This window comes from Bacillus cereus group sp. Bce041 (assembly GCF_052646455.1).
The window spans coordinates 14,960-33,253 of record NZ_JBQXON010000022.1 but is presented as its reverse complement, the minus strand read 5'-3'; the positions used below and the strand labels follow the sequence as shown (position 1 = coordinate 33,253).

The window sequence follows — 18,294 nt, the reverse complement described above, 5'->3', positions numbered from 1 at the left end:
CCACTTATATTTTACTGCGCCTGCATTCCTACAATCGGAATCGTAGCCCACTTCGGCATATTTTTCTTCACTTTTGCCACTACAATAGTCATATCATCATTTATATAACCATCACAAGAGCGAATCACTTCTTCCATAATGATATCAGCAATTTCTTGCGGGTCTTCGGTTTGCAATTCTTTAATTTTTCGTTTCATCCACAATTCATGATTCTCCACATGCTGTGCTCCTTCAAAAATCCCATCGCTCATCATAATAAGAATATCGCCCGTTTTTAATTGTTCACCCACCACATCAACTTCAACATCTTCGATGATTCCCATCGGCAAATTACTTGCTTCAATTTTCAAAATATTATTTGCGCGTTTAACAAAACTCGGCGTCGATCCAATCTTTAAAAACCTTGCACTCGCATCCCGCAAATCTACCATAGCTAAATCTAATGTCGTAAACATTTCTTCTGTCGTTCTCAAAGAAAGAATTGAATTGATAGACTTAATTGCTATTTCTTCATCAATGCCTGATTGGAGTATTTTTTGTAATAATTTCACCGTTTCCTTACTTTCCATATGAGCTCTTTGCCCATTACCCATACCATCACTAATCGCAAGTGCATATTTACCAACACTTAAATCCATCATCGCATAAGAGTCACCCGAAACAAATCCACCGCCTTTTGCAGCTGTAGCCAATCCTGTATCAAGAGAATACGTCTTCGCCGAACCAAATGATATTAAACTATGGCCATTTGGATAAGAAGACTTTTCTTCATGTTTAACGACAATATTTTCTTTAAGGATATCTGAAAGCATCGGTGCAACTAACTTTTCACACTCACCATGTTCATTAGATGCAACTGGAATTAACATTTCAATATCAATACTTCCTCTATCTAAACAATAAATATCAACATGCTCTACTTCGACACCAAAATCTCGGAACGCTTGCATAATCTGTTCTTCCTGCACTTGATGATTTTCACGCTCTCGTTGTATCTCCTTAGCAAAATCCTCCATAACCTTTGATACACCTAATAGTTGCTCCGCTACTATTCTACGATTTTCCTTCATTTGTTTTCGTAATTTTTGTCCCTCATAGAAGTGATCTAATTCACCGGCTACTAAATCCGTCACTTTTTTCCCTCTCACACAATGCTTGTCCCACTCACGAACTAATTTACGATTATGTTGCAGGGTTCCTTCTTCCGTTTCATTCATTATTTGTTTCATATAATCGTACGTTTTATCAAAATTCACTACCCAGCATTGATCCTTTTTAAAGCATGTTTGACATGTTTTCGCAGTAATTGTACTCAAAAACAAATCTGCTTCTGTCTCTTTATCTTCTTCCTCTACATACCCATATACAGAAAAGCTATTAGATAAAGCAGCAAATACATTTGCAAATTGGTTGATTTTATTTGCTGTAACATCACGCATCCTTCTTAAATATTGTTGTTGATCTTGCGAATGCTCTTGTGTACCTGGCATAAATTTAGCAATACGATCCAAAACAAGCTTCGGTGTTAATAAGAAGATAACAATCGCTACACCTGACTCAATTAAAGTTGTTACAATATTTGTCTGTTTGTCTACATATAATGTAATTAAGCTTGTCCCAATTAATAAACCTAAACTAACACCTAAACGCTTTCCTTCTTTTAACAATCCACCAAGCAATCCAGAAAAAGCAAGAAGGCTAAGCTGAGACAAGCTAGACACATTTGCTAAACTTAATATTAGTCCTGTTACAACCCCCACTGTAGACCCTGTGGCAGCACCCGCAATAAATGCAAATACTAGCACTAAATACCTTGTAAAAATATGTTGAATAGAAGCATCATATACAAACCAATCTGTTGTACCCGTTAAAACAGATGCTAGTAATATAATCAAACAAACAATTTCTTCCGTCTCTAATGCCTGTTGTTTTCCTTTCCTTTCCACTAAAAGTGGGACACTTTGTAAAAATATCATAGTTAATACAAAACTAAGCCCAGCCTCAATGGTACTAACGAGTAAATCGTACATGGTGACAGTTTGTTGCGCAAAATATACAACAACTAAGTGTGCGGTTAATGCGGAGATAAATACTTGAAATGGAACAAGTCCAACAGTTTTACGTGTAAATCGACTAAAGAAGATATTATAAATGAAGAAGGTAAAGATAGATGCAAAGGTAAAAAACAAATTATCTATCGATACTGAAAGAGCTCCTCCCATTAGAGCTAAAAATGCTAGCGGCATCTTATCCCGCTTCATAACATAAACAGCAGCAAAAAATGGCAGTGCAAACGGTAAAATATTTGTTAATATATATGCTCGTCCCAAAAGAAAACCAATAACAACAATAATAAATCCCCATCTAAAGAAAACTTGCTCAAATTTCATTCGCAACTTACTCGTCCACTTTATTCCATCAAGCTGACTCTCATTCATTGCCAATGCACTTGTATTCATAGTATTCCTTCCTGCTTTAGGCATATTTTTAACACCACCTGCATAGTTTAATTACTGTCATTATAAAAGATGATTGTTGTTTTTTTTGTCAAAACAACAGTTTTCACTTTTATAATCGTTCGACTTTTTATTCGAAATAACTCTACAGATATACAGGGTATGTAAGTTATTTTCGATATTTTAATTAAATATTCAGAAAATATAGGGTGATTTTGTAGAAGTGTTGTATATCTTAATTTATTTAACAAAAAAAGATCATGCAAATTTGCATGATCTTTTTAGATGACCCGTACGGGATTCGAACCCGTGTTACCGCCGTGAAAGGGCGGTGTCTTAACCACTTGACCAACGGGCCGTTAAATTAAATATAGCGGCGGAGGGGATCGAACCCCCGACCTCACGGGTATGAACCGTACGCTCTAGCCAGCTGAGCTACACCGCCATGTCGTCTTATTTAACGGACAATTAGTATCTTACATCAGATACTAATTAAAGTCAACACATCTCAAAAACTTTTTTGAAAATATTTTTTACATATAAAAAAGCACCCTGAGACATTACTCTGGGTACCTCTCTATATGTTAAAAACTAAACGTCCTTATTATCCGCGACGCGCGCCACGGCCACCACGTTTAGACTCTGTGTTACGCTTTAAAGAAGTTAAACGATCTTCGCTATCTTTTAAGAAGCGTGCCATCTTTTGCTCAAATGTTTCTTTCGGAGCTCGGTCGTTACCGCCACCGCGATTATCTCTGTTGAAAGAGCGATTATTACGTTGTGGACGTCCAGAACGTTGTTGATCACCACCGCGTTGGTATTCACCACGTGGACGATCTCCTTCTGTTTTTTCACGTTCTTTCGCTTTTTTGATAGATAAACCAATCTTTCCATCTTTTTCAACATTAATAACTTTTACTTCTACTTGGTCGCCCACTTTTAAGTGATCGTTAATATCTTTTACATAGTTATCAGCAACTTCACTAATATGAACAAGACCCGTTAAGCCCTCTGGCAGCTCCACAAAAGCCCCAAAATTTGTAATACCTGTTACTTTACCCTGTAACTTGCTGCCTACCTCGATTGACATAAAAAAAATGCTCCTCCTTAGTGGTTAAAAAGTCAAATTTTACTTTATTATATATAATCCTAAAATATAGTGTCAATAAGACATACTCTACTTAGAAACAGGAAAAATTATCTCCCCTTTACCAGAGAAGAAATAATCCCTTCTAGCAATCTTTAATACGTACTCTTCATCATTTAACTTTTGAACTTCGTCTTTTAGACTTTTTTCTTTATTCGTTAATGAATCCAGTTCTTTTTTCATGTCCTTAACTTTTGCTTCTTTTGCTTTAATGGAACTGTTTTGTTGATAAAACGTTACACTAATACTCGCAATAATTGTAAAAGTAAAGACAAGAAAAACCGCTAAACGGCGATAAAGTCGCTTCCTGTTCTCATCCGTTTGTATTATATGCTCTTTAACAGGATTTGGACTCTGTTTTTCGATTGTTCTTTGTCTCAGTTCCCTCATTTCCGAGGTCCCCCTAACTTCTTTTTTATATGCTCCCATAGTTGGAAGATATGTCCCTTCAATTTTGCTATATATTGCAGGAACCCTATATGTTTCACTATAAAAAGTTTAACACGATTAGGGAGAAGTTTCCATATGAGCGAAGCAATAAATCGAACAGGCCAGAAAAAAACTTTCCATATGAAAAGTAATATCCAAATCACCATTTTCCATAACACATGTCCAATTGAAAGCAGTATACGAAATAAGAATAATATAAATGCAATAAATAGCTGCGCTATAATAATAACAGGTTTTATCATGAGTAGCTGTATAATTCGAACAAAAAAATATGTTGTTTGCATAAAAATATAGATGAGAAAATTTAACAGCTTCATGTATAGTGCCTTCAATAAGCTTTGATATGCCGCAAAACCACATAATAATGCCAAAAACACATATATACGTAGCTCAGCTTCATTTACGATAAGCAATACATAAAAGACGAATAATGCTTGGACAATCCAAAATAATATATCATGTATAAATACAAGCCAACGTTTACGTTCTTGGCGCTTTAAAAAACGTTGATATGTATCTAAAGACGCTCCAATCCAAGCACCCATCCCAATCATTGAAAGCATTGTATACAACTGAATTGTTAAGCTCATTTAAACAACTTACTAAAGAAACCTTTAGTTTTTTCCCCTTGATTTTCATCAATATACAGCATCTCATTAACTTTCCCTTTAATCGACACAATACCTTTTTCCACATCTAAATTTTTCATTTGTAAATTTTGACCACGAATCGTTAAAAAACCCATTACGGTCTCTAGTAAAAACTCTTCGCTATCAAAACTCTCTACCTGCTTCACACCGGTAATATCAATTATACGCCTGCCACGCATAATAATGTCATGCTCTACAGAAACATTTTGTTGATTAGAAGACGTAGGTGAGTAACCATTATTCACGTAAATCCCCCCATAGGTTTTTACTAGCTAATAGTAATGTATGAGGGGATACATGATTTTAGAACAAGCCTTCTTCCGCTTTTACTTTTTCTTCACGAACTAAGCTATACATATTTGCTGCATCTTCTTTTTTAGTTGTTTCTTTTAATTCATTTATTTTCACAGTCACTATTTTTTGACCAAAACGAATTGTTAATTCGTCAGCTACTTTCACATCAGAACTCGCTTTTGCCACTTGACCATTAATAGATATTCTTCCTTGATCAGCTACTTCTTTCGCTAATGTTCTTCTTTTAATTAAACGTGATACTTTTAAAAACTTATCTAGACGCATATCAAATCCCCCTATTAACGCTCTGTTTGTTTCGCTTCTTCCCATAAAACATCTAACTGTTCTAATGATAAATCTTTCATCTCTTTATTCATTTCAGCTACTTTTGCCTCCATGTATAAAAAACGACCAGTAAATTTCTCATTAGTTGAACGTAACGCCTCTTCTGGATCTATTTTGTAATGACGAGCTATATTAACAAATGCAAATAGTAAATCACCAAACTCACCCAGCATCTTTTCCTCATCCATATTTGTAACCTCTTGTTGGAACTCTTGCCATTCTTCCAAAGCTTTCTCTATCATCGGTTGCACATCAACCCAATCAAATCCAACCTTACCAGCTTTCTTCTGAATTTCATAGGCGCGTAGTAACTGCGGCAAACTTTTTGGAACGCCATTTAAAACAGATTCTTTCACGAATCCTTTTTCTTGTTTTTTAATTTCTTCCCAATTTGCAATCACTTCATCAGCGCTGTTTACATCCGTATTTCCAAACACATGCGGATGGCGACGAACCATTTTCTCAGATAGAGTTCGAATGATATCATCTATAGAGAACCAACCTTCATCTTCTCCGATTTGAGCATGAAGCATAACTTGTAATAATATATCACCTAATTCTTCTACTAAGTGATCATCATCCTCTTCATCGATTGCTTCCAACACTTCATAAGCTTCCTCAATTAAATATTTCTTTAATGATTGATGTGTTTGCTTTTTATCCCACGGACAACCATTTGGACCACGAAGTTCCGCAATAATTTCTCTAAGAACATCAAACTGTTGATACAAGGACGCACGCTCCTGAACTGGCGGCACGTACACACTCGTTAAATTATTCAATTCCGTTTCATGATCTAACATGTACAACGGTACCTTCTTTACTTGTTCAAATGAAGTTCCTGCAGCTGTTACGATATACACTTCATAATCATCTGGTAACATCTCCATTAATGTTAATTTCACATCAGATGCAACGAATGCATCATATACTTGGCAAAAGATTAAATGTTGACGCAGTTCTAATTGCCCTCTTTCAAATGATGTAGCATCAAGTAATTGGAATCCTTCAATCGGATCAATCTTTAGACTTGCAAACATAGGATCAAGGAAACTTTGTCCACCCTCAATTCGCACTTCAACATTTGAAACTTCTCCTTTTTCTAACAGTAGCTGAACTGTTCTTTCTGCTACAAGTGGATGCCCGGGAACAGCATAGATAATTTCTGTACCTTCAGCTTGTTCTAGCAATTTATTCGCAATTGTTTCATATACAATTTCAAACGTATCATGCGCTTCATATACAGCATCAAAAGACGTATATTGTACGCCTTCTTTCTCCAATTCTTCTATAACTGGATGTTCCTTCGTTCTAACAAACAGATGGTCTGCTTCTTTTATTTTTCGATATACCCCCATCGTTAGCTGATCTAATTCACCAGCTCCTAAACCTAAAATAGTAATGATTCCACTCACAACCAGTCACCTCTATCCACTCTTCTTCAATGAACCTTCTTTTTTCTCTTGTTTCATAACGGTTCCTAATTCTTTTTTTGTAAATACACGTAATTTCAAAATAAAAAACATATATGTCAATCCGCCGATGGCTACACCTAACAACGCTTCAAGCGTCGCGCTTCCTCTATGTTCCGTATTAATTACTAATCCAGACATCTGTAACACACGTGTGAACATCATTAATACAAACCCCATACAGATACCACTAATTACTATCCTTAACATATTTCGCTTATTGATAAGTGACCCTGATACAGCTCTCGTAAGCAATAAACTATTTAATCCAGAGATTATAATTAACGCACATAAAGTCGCAAAAGCTGCACCTTTCACACCAAAATAAGGCATGAATATATAATTTAACGCTAACTTTAAGCAACCTCCAAATACAACAAATAACGCTGGCTTAAACGTTTGCCCTAATCCTTGTAAAATAGAAGCTGTCGTAATTGACAATGAACTAAATAAAATAGATAACGATAAAATAGATAAAACATCTGATCCATCACTGTTTTCAAACAACATAATATTGGTAGGTTGAATAATACAAGTTAGTCCAATAGCTGCTGCAAGTCCAATAACAAATGTTATTTTCATTGCTAACTTTACCTTTTCTTGAATAAAGGAAAGATCTCCTCTTTCCTTCGCCGCTGTAATAATCGGAATAAGTGACAACGAGAAAGAAGTCGTCACAACAGTACCTAATTGCATTAGCGGAATACTTCTATCATAAACACCCTTTAATACCTTTGCATTTTCAGCCTGTTCTCCCGCACCAATAAGTAAGCTGTAAAAGGACACTGAATCAGCCATCTGTATAAAAATAAGCACTAAATTACTAACACAAATCGCTAACCCCTGCCAAAAAAGGATTTTAACTATCTTCCTTTTACCCTTAATTCTCGCTGCACTTTTGAAGAATATAGAACGAAAATCTTGACGCATATACAATATAAGTACAATAATCCCAATAAGTCCACCCGCAATTGAGCCTAACATAGCCCCTGCACCAACTGTATATAAATCAAATCCGTGAGCAATTAGGAATAGCGATAAAAATACAATAATAGAAACTCGAATTGTTTGTTCTATTACTTGCGAAACAGCCGTTGGCATCATATTATTGAATCCTTGAAAATACCCTCTTGCTACAGACAAAAATGGCATCAATAAGAATGAAAATGAAATAACACGTAGTAACTTATCTAAGTGTATATCGCCCATAGCTACCGCAATTGTTTCGGCCCCAAAAAACAGTGTAAAGAAGCCTATAAAACCAATCCCTAATAAGAACCAAAAAGATACACAAATAATTTCTTCTGCTTCTTTTTGTTTTCCCCGCTCTAGTCGTTCTGCAACCATTTTCGAAATGATAACAGGAAATCCATAAGTAGCTAAAATTAAACAAAATCCATAAAACGGGTAAATTTGTTGGTAAATATAAAACCCAATATCCCCCGCTATATTTTGATATGGAATACGGTAAAAAGCGCTTAATACTTTTGTAACGAAACTTGCAATCGTTAATATAATAGCCCCACGCCAAAAGGCTTGATACTTCTTCGCTTCCATACAAGAAAACTCCTTTTTCTATTCTCACCTCTCGTATTATATCATAAAGAAAAGAACAAACTCCCTTACCAACACGGGTAATAATGAGTTCCTAAATGTTAAAAATATTCAACGAAAAAAGGTAGCAAAGTGCTACCTTCATTCAATATACATATATCTCCAAATAATTGATTTCTCAAAAAGAAAGATCATAATTAGGAAAGATTGCTACTTCTAAAATCAATATACCCTTACTGTTCCATTTGTTTCGCTAAGAAACTGGCAGCAGTATTAACCGCTTTATGCTCGATCTCGCTTATAATGGCTTCTTTTGAAAAAATAATGACGGCTCCAATCGGATCTCCGTTTGCAACAATCGGTCCAACTGTATAAGAATGAACCTTTTCTGTTACACCATCAATAATGGAAATATCACTTTCATCCGTCATAATAACAGACTTTCGTTCTTCCATCGTTTTTTCAATTAGATCGCCAACACTTTTATTTAAGTATTCTTTTTTCGATACGCCTGATACTGCGATGATAGAATCTCGATCACACACAAGCACATTATGTCCTAAGCTGTCATATAAAGCATCAGCATATTCTTTCGCAAAATCACCTAGCTCACTAATTGGAGAATACTTCTTTAAAATTACCTCTCCATCGCGATCAACAAATATTTCTAGTGGGTCTCCTTCTCGAATACGTAAAGTTCTACGAATTTCCTTCGGGATTACTACCCTGCCTAAATCATCAATTCGACGTACGATTCCAGTTGCTTTCATTCTAATGCTGCCTCACTTTCTACTGATGATCAAAGTGGTGAATTTACCTGTTCATGTAAAAATCACCAACTGTTAGACATAGTATTTTACACATTAGTTCTTCTATGCACGTCGAATTGTATTTTTTTATCTTATTTTAGGCATTTATTACTTCTTTTTTTACATCTGGTAAGCCTTTTAATAAATTTTCAGCAATTGTTAACCACTTCGATGTCTCTAAGCCATTTGTTTTCATAACAATTTTCAATTGTGATCCTTCCATTCCTAAACCGATCATACGTCCAAAACTATTTCCGAGCATGAATAATTTTCCACCATCAATATTTTGACTTGCTTGTTCAGAAAACAGGAATGTTACTTCAAATTTATTCTGTTTAATTAATTCAATTTGTTCTTTCATTGCCAACACTTTAATATTTGCAATTTGTAATAAATAACCAACTTCTTGTGGATAATCGCCAAATCTATCGATCATTTCTTCCTGCAATTCTTCAATATCCTCAATTGCAGAAACACCTCTAAATTGTTTATACATCATAATTTTTTGCTTACTATCTGAAATATAAGCATCTGGTAAATATGCATCTACCTCTAAGTCAATTTCAACATTAACTATATTTTCAGCCCCATCTGTTCCTCTACGCTGTTCAATTGCATCTTTTAACATTTGCGAATATAGATCAAATCCGACAGAATCAATAAATCCATGCTGTTCTGCCCCTAACAAATTACCTGCTCCACGAATAGATAAATCTCTCATCGCAATTTTGAAACCAGATCCAAGTTCCGTGAACTCTTTAATTGCTTGTAGACGCTTCTCTGCAACCTCTGACAGCACTTTGTCACGTTTATATGCAAAGTATGCATACGCAACACGATTAGAACGTCCAACACGCCCACGAAGCTGATACAACTGTGATAATCCCATACGATCTGCATCAAATACAATTAACGTATTTACATTCGGAATATCTACACCCGTCTCAATAATTGTTGTACTTACAAGAACATCATGCTGTCCTTCTAAAAATGATAGCATAACAGACTCTAATTCGCTTTCGTTCATTTTCCCATGTGCGTACGTTACGCGGGCATCTGGAACTAACATCGAAATTTCATCTGCTTTTCTTTCAATATCCTCTACACGGTTATATAGGAAGTAAACTTGACCACCTCTTGCAAGCTCTCGCTCTATTGCCTCTCGCATTAACGCTGGATTATACTCGACTACATACGTTTGGACTGGGAAACGATTTTCTGGTGGTGTCTCAATAACAGATAAGTCGCGCACACCAAGCATAGACATATGAAGCGTCCGCGGAATCGGAGTTGCCGTTAATGTTAATACGTCAACATTTGCCTTCAATTGTTTAATTTTTTCTTTATGTGTTACACCAAATCTTTGTTCTTCATCAATAATAAGAAGCCCTAAATCTTTATACGTAACATCTTTAGATAAAATACGATGTGTTCCGATTACAATATCTACTGTTCCATCCTTTAAGCCCTTAATTGTTTCATTTTGTTGTTTTCTCGTACGGAATCTACTTAATAAGCCTATATTGATCGGATAATCTTGAAAACGCTCTCGAATTGTTTCATAGTGTTGCTGCGCAAGAATCGTTGTCGGTACTAAAATTGCAACTTGTTTTTCATCCATAATTGCTTTAAATGCCGCACGAATAGCCACTTCAGTCTTTCCATACCCTACGTCACCACAAAGGAGCCTATCCATCGGGCGTCCGCGTTCCATATCTTTTTTAATCTCGTCAATAGAACGTAACTGATCCTCTGTCTCTTGATATGGGAAAGAGGATTCGAACTCTTGTTGTTCTGCCGTATCTGGCGTATATGCATAGCCTTTTGAAGCTTCGCGCTCAGCATATAGTTTAATTAGGTCATCCGCAATGTCTTGTACAGATTTTTCAACTTTCGTTTTAACCTTTTTCCAATCATTACCGCCTAATTTATAAACTTTCGGATCCTTACCTTCAGATCCTACATATTTTTGGACTTGATCAATTTGTTCAATTGGAACGTATAGCTTATCATTACCTTGATATTTAATATTTAAATAATCTTTGTGAACACCATTAATCTCTAATGTCTCAATACCTAAAAATTTACCTATACCATGATTTACGTGAACTACATAATCTCCAACTTTTAATTCCGAATAACTTTTAATACGTTCAGCATTCGATAACTTTTGTTTACGTTGTGATTTTTTAACTTTCTTATGAAAAAGCTCCTTTTCAGTAATGACAACAAGCTTTTGCATCGGCATTTCAAATCCTGCATGTAAATCACCTACAGCAATTTGTAACCTTCCAGGCAATAAGATATCTGTACCTTCTACAATATCTGCCTCAATATCATAATCACTTAAAATATGTTGTAATTTTTTCACACGTTCATCATCTGTTCCAAGTACAACAGTCGTAAAATGCCCTTCATTCCATCTATCAATTTCTGTTTTTAACAAATTCATCTGTCCATGGAAATCTTGCATTGTTTTACATGTTACATTAACAATATTTTGCGGATGTGTGTGTGCGATATGACGCAAGAATAACGTTAAATATACAAAACTTCTTTTTTTATGATGAAGAAACCCCTCGAATGGGTGAGAGAAAGATAAATCTTGAATAATTGTTCCTTCACCAAGAAGTGATATATACCATTCCGCCTCTTCTGTTTCAAGATGCGATGCTGTTTCTTGAATACGGGAAATCTCGTCTAAAATTACAACACCGTCTTCTGGTAAATAATCTATCAGACTAGCAGGTTCTTTATAGAAAATAGATAAGTATTTAAACATCTGTTCTATACTTTGCCCGTTTTTCAACATCTCAATTTCATGACTTACCGTCTCAAGCACTGTAGTCTTTAGTTTATCATCAGAAAGTTTTTGCATCGTCTTAGTTAAACCTTCTTCAAGATGCTGAATTCCTGATTTTAATTCTTCCTGTGAAAATAAAAACTCTGTTGCCGGACCAAACCTAACGCTTTCTTTTTTACCTTGAGAACGCTGTTCATCCACATCAAATAATCGAATAGAATCGACTTCTGTATCAAAGAATTCAATACGAAATGGTAGTTCTTCAGTTAAAGGATAAATATCTAATATTCCCCCACGCAAACTGAACTCCCCTGGAGCTTCTACCATCGACTTACGTTCATAGCCAATATGATGTAAAGTATGCAAGAGCGCATCTAAATCAATCTCTTGCCCTAGATTGATTTCAACTTGCTTTTGCTTCCACAATTCTTTTATTGGTAAAAATCTACGCAATCCTGCCACTGGCGCTACAATGATTCCATTCTCTCCCGCAGCCAAGCGATTTAACACTTCTATACGTTGCGCCTTCAATTCTGGACTTGCAACCCCAATTTCCGATGCTATCAGTTCATTCACTGGATATAGCCACACATCTTTTTCACCAAGTAACGCCACTAAATCTTCATGTACTTTTTGTGCTTGGTATAAGTTATGTGTCACGATTAATTGTGATTTTTTTGTTTTTTTATATAAAGCCGCCATTAATAACGAACGAGAAGACGTTGCCATCCCTGATATAAGTTGTTCTTTTAACCCATCTTCTAATCCATTAATAACCGATTGTATCTCTTCATTTTTATAAAATTGCTCTAATAAACCTATCATTTTTAAAACTCCTCTCAACATAAAGAGCAAGTCATTCTATTTTATGCAAATATTTCGGAAAAGGAAAACAGAAAAATGCTTTGGACATGCCAAAGCGACAACATTTTATTGCAGAAATTTTTCATACTCATAATACTCAGGATAAGATGCGAGCGTTTCTTGACACGATTCACAAATCGTTTTTATATATATATTTCCATTTTCATGAAAATGAATCATTTCTACTACTTCTTGCTCTGTTAGTTGAAATAAAACGTCGCTATATACTTTTTCTGCGTTAATGGAGCCTACATTACCTCCGCAGTGTCTGCAATAATAATACCCTTCCATACTAGCCTCCTAAAAATTCAATTACTACTAGTATGGGTAAAACAAAAGAGAAATATTCCCAATCTCATTTTTAACTATTGAAAGTATTCATGATTTGGAGAAAAGGCTTATTTAGCCACTCTTCACATGCATCCGCTGCTTTTTCAATAGAATGGTTAACATCCGGAATCTCTTCAGATGTAAAGCGTCCTAATACATAATCGACTACCTTCATTCCATTTTTCGGGCGATCGATTCCCATACGGATACGTTGAAATTCTTGTGTTCCTAGGTGCGAAATCGTTGACTTTATACCATTATGTCCACCAGCACTACCTTTCATGCGAAGACGCAATTTACCTACAGGAATGTCCAAATCGTCGTACATAACAACGAAGTCCTCAACATCAATTTTATAATAATCCATGAGTGGACGAATACTTTCCCCAGATAAGTTCATGTATGTTAGCGGCTTTAATAAGATTACCTTTTCTCCATTAACAAACCCTGCACCAAATACACCTTTAAATTTTTGTTCATTCAAAGAAATGTTCCAACGCTTCGCAAGTTCATCAATGGCCATAAATCCAATATTATGCCTTGTTAATTCATATTCTCTACCTGGGTTCCCAAGTCCTACTATCAATTTCATTCTTGTACCACTACTTTCTTTTTTCGATACGAAAAGACGTAACCAATTTTGGTTACGTCTCATTCTATCCAATTAATTGAATAATACACTCACAGATTCTTCTTCGTATACACGAATGATTGCTTCTCCGATTAATGGAGCAACTGAAAGTTCATGTACTTTGTCGATTTTCTTCTCTTCTGGTAATACGATAGAGTTCGTTACAACTAACTCTTTAATATTTGAATTTTGAATACGCTCAATTGCTGGACCAGATAATACTGGGTGTGTACAGCAAGCATATACTTCAGAAGCACCGTTCTCAACAAGAGCGTTTGCTGCTAATGTAATTGTACCAGCTGTATCAATGATGTCATCAATTAAAATCGCTGTTTTACCTTCAATATTACCGATAATGTTCATTACCTCTGATACGTTCGGGCGAGGACGACGCTTATCAATAATAGCGATTGGCGCTTTTAGACGATCTGCCATTTTTCTTGCACGAGTTACACCACCATGGTCAGGAGACACGATTACGATATCTTTAAGACCTTTTGTTTCAAAGTAATCTGAAAGAATCGGTACACCCATTAAGTGGTCGATTGGGATATCAAAGAACCCTTGAATTTGTGGAGCATGTAAATCTAGAGTGATTACACGAGTTGCACCTGCTGTTTCAAGCAAGTTTGCTACAAGTTTCGATGTAATTGGTTCACGAGAACGCGCTTTACGGTCTTGACGCGCATAACCATAGTAAGGAATAACAATATTAATTGTTTTCGCAGATGCACGTTTTAATGCATCAATCATAATAAGTAATTCCATGATATGTTCGTTTACTGGGAAGCTTGTAGATTGAATAATGAATACATCGCAACCACGGATACTTTCTTCAATGTTAATTTGAACTTCTCCATCACTAAAACGATCAACAGAACATTTTCCTAGCCCTACTCCAATATGCTTTGCAATCTGCTCAGCAAGTTCCTTATTAGAGTTTAAAGAGAATACTTTCAAATTAGAATTTAGATATTGAGTCGACATCTAGATTAACCCTCCACATTATGATTTTTTCTTATTCAGCAATTGATCAACATAGTCTTCTTTGTTAACTTGACGTGCACGTGCTACCGATAATGCTTTTGATGGAACATTCTCTGTAATTGTAGAGCCTGCTGCCACATAAGCACCATCTTCAACTGTTACTGGAGCAACAAGGTTTGAATTACATCCAATAAATACCCCATTACCAATCACAGTTTTGAATTTATTCTTACCGTCATAGTTCACCGTAATTGAACCACAACCAAGATTCACGTCTTCTCCAACTTGTGCATCCCCGATATAACTCAAGTGTGAAGCTTTACTTCTATTACCAAAGACAGTTTTTTTGATTTCCACGAAGTTTCCAACGCGTACTTCGTCTCCAATAACTGAATCTGGGCGAATATGTGCAAATGGACCAACCGATACTTCTGTACCAAGCTTACTATCATGTACAGTAGATTGTCGAATTGTCGTACGATCTCCAATTTCACTATCGCGAATTACTGTATGCGGTCCAATTTCACAATCAGAGCCAATTACAGTGTTCCCCTCAATAATTGTTCCTGGATGAAGAACTGTATCACTACCGATAACTGCATCAGCAGAAATATAAGTGTTACTTGGATCAATAATTGTAACACCGTTTACCATGTTCTTTCGGTTGATACGGTTTTTCATAATAATTTCCGCTTGCGATAGAGCGACTCTGTCGTTAACACCTAACGTTTCGTCGAACTGCTCTGTTTGATAAGCTGATACGATATGACCTTCATTTTTTAAAATCTCAATAACATCTGGAAGGTAATATTCACCTTGCACGTTATCATTTGAAACTTTAGAAAGTGAAGCAAATAAAGCCTTATTATCAAAACAATACGTACCTGTATTGATTTCTTTAATAGCTAATTCTTTCTCATTTGCATCTTTATGCTCAACAATCTTTTCAACATGACCATTCTCATTACGAACAATACGGCCATATCCAGCAGGCTCTTCTATGTATGCTGTTAGCACCGTCGCCATTGCTCCTGCTTCTTTATGTTGCTGAAGTAATGCTTCCATTGTTTCAGCAGTTATTAGAGGCGTATCACCACAAATAACTAAAGTTGTTCCTTCTTCATTTGCAAGTACACTTGCAGCTTGATCTACAGCATGTGCTGTACCAAGTTGTTCTGCTTGTAATGCAAATTCACTTACGTTCCCTAGCTGTTCTTGTACCATTTCAGCACCATGTCCAACAACCGTTACAAGTTTCTGCAATCCTAATTGAGATACTTGATCGACTACGTGTTGTACCATAGGTTTTCCACATACAGGATGCAGCACTTTGTATAGCTTAGACTTCATACGTGTGCCTTTACCTGCAGCTAGAATCACTGCAAATCTGTTTGACATATAGACCCTCCATCGCAACCTATTTATCCATTAAAGATATTATCCTAAATCATCATATATTTCAAGAAACACATTTTAACTATTAAATTTTACCATAATTCTTATAAGATGTTTTACTCTTTAGTATCTTTTTTAAGAAATAAGCTATACTATTTAAAATGATTTTGAAAAAATTAGTAGTTTCTTCTTTTTATGTTAATAAATTATGCAGTTTCCAAATATAAAGCAAAAAAAACAAACCCCTGTAAATGCTTACAGGAGTTTGCTACAAAATTATAAGGCTTTTTGTCAAAAGCCCTTTTCATTCGAATTTTACGAAGCACCCGCTTCTTCAAACTCAACCTCTTCTAACTCGCCTAAACGATGATACTCTGTTAAAACCGCATCTTGAATTTTAGAGCGTGTACCAGAATTAATTGGATGTGCAATGTCACGGAACTCTCCATCTGGAGTACGTTTACTTGGCATTGCTACAAATAATCCATTATTACCATCAATTACACGAATATCATGAACAACAAATTCATGGTCTAGAGTAATAGAGGCAATTGCTCTCATGCGGCCTTCTGTGTTTACGCGGCGTAATCTTACGTCAGTCACTTCCATCTTGTGTTCACCACCCTTTTCTAAATAAGCGATATATTTGTATAAATTCCACAAATTTTCTATTTTCCCTTTAATTTTTTAAAAATTTTTAAGATAAAAATTTTTAAAGTAGTTGAATATAGAGATTAGTGGAGGTTATCGCTTACAAAAGGTTACTTAACTAGGGCGATTACTTCAATTTCAACGGAAACATCTTTCGGTAATTTTGCTACTTGCACACAAGATCGAGCTGGTTTATGAGTAGAGAAATAAGAGCTATACACTTCATTCACAGCATTAAAATCATCCATGTCCTTTAAAAATACTGTTGTTTTTACGACTGTATCAAATGAAGCACCTGCTTCCTCTAATACCGCTTGTAAATTTTGAAATACTTGTTCTGTTTGTACTGTTACATCTCCTGTTACAAGCTCCCCATTTGCCGTCAATGGAATTTGTCCTGAGCTATAGAACATGTTATTTACAATAATCCCCTGTGAATAAGGTCCAATTGCTTGTGGTGCCTTGCTTGTTTGAACAACTTTCATACTTTTCACCCTTTTATTATTTATTTTACTCTTTAAAAATAGTGTACGAAAGGCAGTTTGTCCATCTATTTTATAATCTATAAATAAAATAAAAAAGATAGAGCTATCTGCTCTATCTTTTATTCCGCCTCTACAAGCCCTTCATCAAATGGCGCAAGAGAATAATTCCCTTTTTCCACTTGAATCGTTTTTTCTTTCACATCAACTTCCGATAGACGAATTAATGATACAAAATTATTAATTAGTCGTTCTTCAATATCTGTGGATTCTACTAATACACCAATACCAACAACATTAGCCTTGAACTCTTCTAACATACTCATCATACCTTGAATTGTTCCGCCAGCTTTCATGAAGTCATCAATAATTAAAACATTCGACCCTTCTGGAAGACTGCGTTTTGCTAACGTCATTGTTTGAATTCGTTTAGAAGAACCCGACACATAGTTAATACTAACAGTCGGACCTTCTGTTACCTTATTATCTTTCCTTGCAATTACAACTGGTACATCTAAGTAATTTGCCACTGCATAAGCAAGTGGAATCCCCTTCGTTGCCACCGTCATAACTGCATCAATTGGTTGCCTAGCAAAAACAGAAGCAAACAAACGACCTGCGCCATTAATATGGCGAGGATTACTCAATAAATCTGTCATGTATAAGTAACCGCCAGGCAAAATACGATCTGGGTTTTCAAATAAGCCACAAAGCTCATCAATAATTAGATCTGCCTCTTCTTCACTTATATACGGTATATATTTCACTCCTCCTGCTGCTCCTGGTATCGTTTGCAATGTGCCGACCCCTTGTTGTTCAAACGTTTGCTTAATAATAACTAAATCTTCACTAATGGAAGACTTAGCCGATTGATACCTTTCAGCAAAAAAAGTGAGAGATACTAGCTGACGAGGGTTTTGTAGCAAGTAATAAGTCATATCGACTAATCTTGTACTTCTTCTAATTTTCATACT

General features: G+C 35.6%; 17 protein-coding genes and 2 tRNA genes. All 19 read right to left on the bottom strand.

What is annotated here, in order from left to right; translation table 11 throughout:
- Positions 1–11: 11 nt before the first annotated feature.
- The 19 genes from spoIIE to purR all read right to left on the bottom strand — a co-directional run bounded on the left by spoIIE (position 12) and on the right by purR (position 18,291).
- Entirely contained in the window at positions 12–2,483 is a 2,472-nt protein-coding gene (spoIIE, locus tag ACUN13_RS29820) for a stage II sporulation protein E (RefSeq protein WP_001123541.1), read from the bottom strand.
- A gap of 259 nt (positions 2,484–2,742) precedes the next feature.
- A tRNA-Glu gene (locus tag ACUN13_RS29815) sits at positions 2,743–2,814 on the bottom strand.
- Between the two features lie 13 nt (positions 2,815–2,827).
- Positions 2,828–2,901 (bottom strand) — tRNA-Met (locus ACUN13_RS29810).
- Between the two features lie 159 nt (positions 2,902–3,060).
- Complete coding sequence (locus ACUN13_RS29805) at positions 3,061–3,546, bottom strand: S1 domain-containing RNA-binding protein (protein ID WP_000021451.1); 486 nt, start codon at positions 3,544–3,546, stop codon at positions 3,061–3,063.
- Positions 3,547–3,633: 87 nt separating this feature from the next.
- Positions 3,634–3,993: a cell division protein DivIC gene (gene divIC, locus ACUN13_RS29800; protein WP_001208739.1), complete on the bottom strand. Its 360-nt coding sequence runs from the start codon at positions 3,991–3,993 to the stop codon at positions 3,634–3,636.
- Positions 3,990–4,643 carry a spore cortex biosynthesis protein YabQ gene (gene yabQ, locus ACUN13_RS29795; protein ID WP_445424143.1) on the bottom strand — a complete coding sequence of 218 codons (654 nt, stop codon included), beginning with the start codon at positions 4,641–4,643 and terminating at the stop codon, positions 3,990–3,992. The genes divIC and yabQ overlap by 4 nt, the downstream gene beginning before the upstream one ends.
- Entirely contained in the window at positions 4,640–4,948 is a 309-nt protein-coding gene (gene yabP, locus ACUN13_RS29790) for a sporulation protein YabP (RefSeq protein ID WP_001059104.1), read from the bottom strand. Before yabP ends, yabQ begins: the two co-directional genes overlap by 4 nt.
- Before the next feature lie 58 nt (positions 4,949–5,006).
- On the bottom strand, positions 5,007–5,282 hold the full coding sequence (locus ACUN13_RS29785; RefSeq protein WP_001234876.1) for an RNA-binding S4 domain-containing protein: 276 nt from the start codon (positions 5,280–5,282) through the stop codon (positions 5,007–5,009).
- Between the two features lie 14 nt (positions 5,283–5,296).
- Positions 5,297–6,757, bottom strand: coding sequence for a nucleoside triphosphate pyrophosphohydrolase (gene mazG, locus ACUN13_RS29780; RefSeq protein WP_000014239.1), 1,461 nt, complete (start codon positions 6,755–6,757; stop codon positions 5,297–5,299).
- 12 nt (positions 6,758–6,769) lie between these two features.
- The gene (locus ACUN13_RS29775) at positions 6,770–8,371 is read right to left on the bottom strand and encodes a putative polysaccharide biosynthesis protein (RefSeq protein ID WP_445424142.1); all 1,602 of its coding nucleotides are present in this window, start codon (positions 8,369–8,371) and stop codon (positions 6,770–6,772) included.
- 230 nt (positions 8,372–8,601) lie between these two features.
- The gene (spoVT, locus tag ACUN13_RS29770) at positions 8,602–9,138 is read right to left on the bottom strand and encodes a stage V sporulation protein T (RefSeq protein ID WP_000648302.1); all 537 of its coding nucleotides are present in this window, start codon (positions 9,136–9,138) and stop codon (positions 8,602–8,604) included.
- 136 nt (positions 9,139–9,274) lie between these two features.
- The gene (gene mfd, locus ACUN13_RS29765) at positions 9,275–12,805 is read right to left on the bottom strand and encodes a transcription-repair coupling factor (RefSeq protein WP_000579688.1); all 3,531 of its coding nucleotides are present in this window, start codon (positions 12,803–12,805) and stop codon (positions 9,275–9,277) included.
- Positions 12,806–12,910: 105 nt separating this feature from the next.
- Positions 12,911–13,135 carry an anti-sigma-F factor Fin family protein gene (locus tag ACUN13_RS29760; protein ID WP_000399438.1) on the bottom strand — a complete coding sequence of 75 codons (225 nt, stop codon included), beginning with the start codon at positions 13,133–13,135 and terminating at the stop codon, positions 12,911–12,913.
- Positions 13,136–13,205: 70 nt separating this feature from the next.
- Positions 13,206–13,766 carry an aminoacyl-tRNA hydrolase gene (gene pth, locus ACUN13_RS29755; protein ID WP_445424141.1) on the bottom strand — a complete coding sequence of 187 codons (561 nt, stop codon included), beginning with the start codon at positions 13,764–13,766 and terminating at the stop codon, positions 13,206–13,208.
- A gap of 72 nt (positions 13,767–13,838) precedes the next feature.
- Positions 13,839–14,792, bottom strand: a complete 954-nt coding sequence (locus tag ACUN13_RS29750) for a ribose-phosphate diphosphokinase (RefSeq protein ID WP_000107420.1) — start codon at positions 14,790–14,792, stop codon at positions 13,839–13,841.
- Positions 14,793–14,810: 18 nt separating this feature from the next.
- Positions 14,811–16,190 (bottom strand): bifunctional UDP-N-acetylglucosamine diphosphorylase/glucosamine-1-phosphate N-acetyltransferase GlmU, encoded by a 1,380-nt coding sequence (glmU, locus tag ACUN13_RS29745; protein WP_000071041.1) that lies wholly within the window; start codon positions 16,188–16,190, stop codon positions 14,811–14,813.
- Between the two features lie 312 nt (positions 16,191–16,502).
- Complete coding sequence (gene spoVG, locus ACUN13_RS29740) at positions 16,503–16,796, bottom strand: septation regulator SpoVG (protein WP_000454041.1); 294 nt, start codon at positions 16,794–16,796, stop codon at positions 16,503–16,505.
- Between the two features lie 152 nt (positions 16,797–16,948).
- On the bottom strand, positions 16,949–17,323 hold the full coding sequence (locus tag ACUN13_RS29735) for a RidA family protein (protein WP_000869815.1): 375 nt from the start codon (positions 17,321–17,323) through the stop codon (positions 16,949–16,951).
- 119 nt (positions 17,324–17,442) lie between these two features.
- Positions 17,443–18,291 (bottom strand): pur operon repressor, encoded by an 849-nt coding sequence (gene purR, locus ACUN13_RS29730; RefSeq protein WP_000702466.1) that lies wholly within the window; start codon positions 18,289–18,291, stop codon positions 17,443–17,445.
- Positions 18,292–18,294 lie beyond the last annotated feature (3 nt).